This is a genomic window from Aquidulcibacter paucihalophilus (genome assembly GCF_002105465.1).
Taxonomy (GTDB): Bacteria; Pseudomonadota; Alphaproteobacteria; order Caulobacterales; family Aquidulcibacteraceae; genus Aquidulcibacter; species Aquidulcibacter paucihalophilus.
Genome location: NZ_NCSQ01000002.1, coordinates 1 through 1,441 on the forward strand (window position 1 = coordinate 1; position 1,441 = coordinate 1,441).

Sequence of the window (1,441 nt, forward strand, 5' to 3'; positions counted from 1 at the left end):
ATTGGCTGTCGAACCGCATGGGTTGTTACAGAGGCCGGAAATGCCCCAGCTAGGGCGCTGTATGTTTCGGCGGGTGGCAAAATTGACGTTGAATTAGAAGACCCAAGCGGCCAGCCCGTGCTCTACTTATTTTCGGAGGATGCTTGAATGAATTTTGCAATCCAAGCCATCGGCCACGTGCATGGAGGCAGAGCCGATCCGATCGACGATGATTGGGGAGCGAGCAGGTCTACCATTGAACTCAATTCCAACCTGTTCACGCCTGAGGCATTGGCAGGGCTTGATGAATTTAGCCATGTGGAAATCATCTTTGTTTTTGACAAGGTCGCTCCTGATAAGATTGAGAAGGGCGCTCGCCACCCGCGAGGGCGCCAAGACTGGCCCCTGACAGGCATTTTCGCGCAACGCGGCAAGAACAGGCCCAACCGGCTTGGGGTAACGGTTTGCAAAATTCTATCTGTTGAAGGCACTTCGCTCCATCTCGAAGGTTTAGATGCGATTAGCGGGACGCCCGTGGTCGACATAAAGCCTGTCATGCGCGAGTTTCTGCCGCGTGGCGAAGTTCGGCAGCCCGAATGGGTTGGGGAGTTGATGGCCGCTTATTGGGAAAGCTCAGACTAGCGGATTAAGGGCCCCGCCTATAGTTCGCGTGGCATCTGAACGTCCGCTTTCGCGCCTGCACCCCCCAAACCAGACCATCCGCTTCCGTGAAGGGTTTCGGATGCCTTTGGGCGTCCGAAAGTGTCCGGAGAACGAAACTTTGTTGTTGATGGCTGTGGCTATGGGGATTTCGGTTGGGGGCTTGGTTTGTTGGGGTTCTTTGGAGCGAGGACTGGCTGAGCTGGGGCCGACATCTGTGCATTGCGTGGTGTCTGTATCGGCTTGAGAAGGCGCATTCCGGACACGATCGCACCATTTTCCCGCTTGTTTGGTGTGCTGATCATGGCTTTTAGAGCGTTAGGCGCGCGGGCGGCATATCGCCAGATACGGGTACATTTGGCGGTGCGCTGCGGTTGTATTTGCGCAAGCCCGATCATGACGGCCTGCGATGACTTGGTCGCCTATGTGGCGGTGCGCGGGGTTGGGCTTTGCACTGGAAGATGTCGGTAATGACCATGTCCCCGCCACAAGAGGGGCAGATAAGCCAAGGCTTTTTGGGCGCAGGATCTTCTTGGGGCGTGTCATCAGGGCTTTGCGCCGAGCCTTGAGATACGCCAAGAAGGTGACGAATGGCGGCGATCTCCTTAACGCGCACGCCACTGGATAAAAAGCCATAGTGGCGGATGCGATGAAACCCCTTGGGCAGGACATGGAGTAAGAAGCGGGTGATGAACGCGTCAGGGGTGAGCGTCATGGTCTGTTGCTGGTCGCCAGAGGGCCTTCGGTAATCCTTATAGGCAAAGGTAATGCCCTGATCCTTGATGGCGATCAGGCGCTTGTT

General features: G+C 56.1%; 2 protein-coding genes. One reads left to right on the forward strand and one right to left on the reverse strand.

Annotated features, from left to right (window positions below):
• Positions 1 to 147 precede the first annotated feature (147 nt).
• Positions 148 to 621 carry an SAM-dependent methyltransferase gene (locus B7364_RS00015; protein WP_085337898.1) on the forward strand — a complete coding sequence of 158 codons (474 nt, stop codon included), beginning with the start codon at positions 148 to 150 and terminating at the stop codon, positions 619 to 621.
• A 412-nt stretch (positions 622 to 1,033) separates the two neighbouring features.
• Here the strand turns inward: B7364_RS00015 and B7364_RS00020 are convergent.
• The coding region (locus tag B7364_RS00020) for a transposase (protein WP_198533976.1) at positions 1,034 to 1,441 on the reverse strand (408 nt) is incomplete at its 5' end.

Coding starts and splice junctions, on each gene's coding strand:
- B7364_RS00015 (WP_085337898.1), top strand. CDS start 148: ATGAATTTTGCAATCCAAGCCATCGGCCACGTGCATGGAGGCAGAGCC.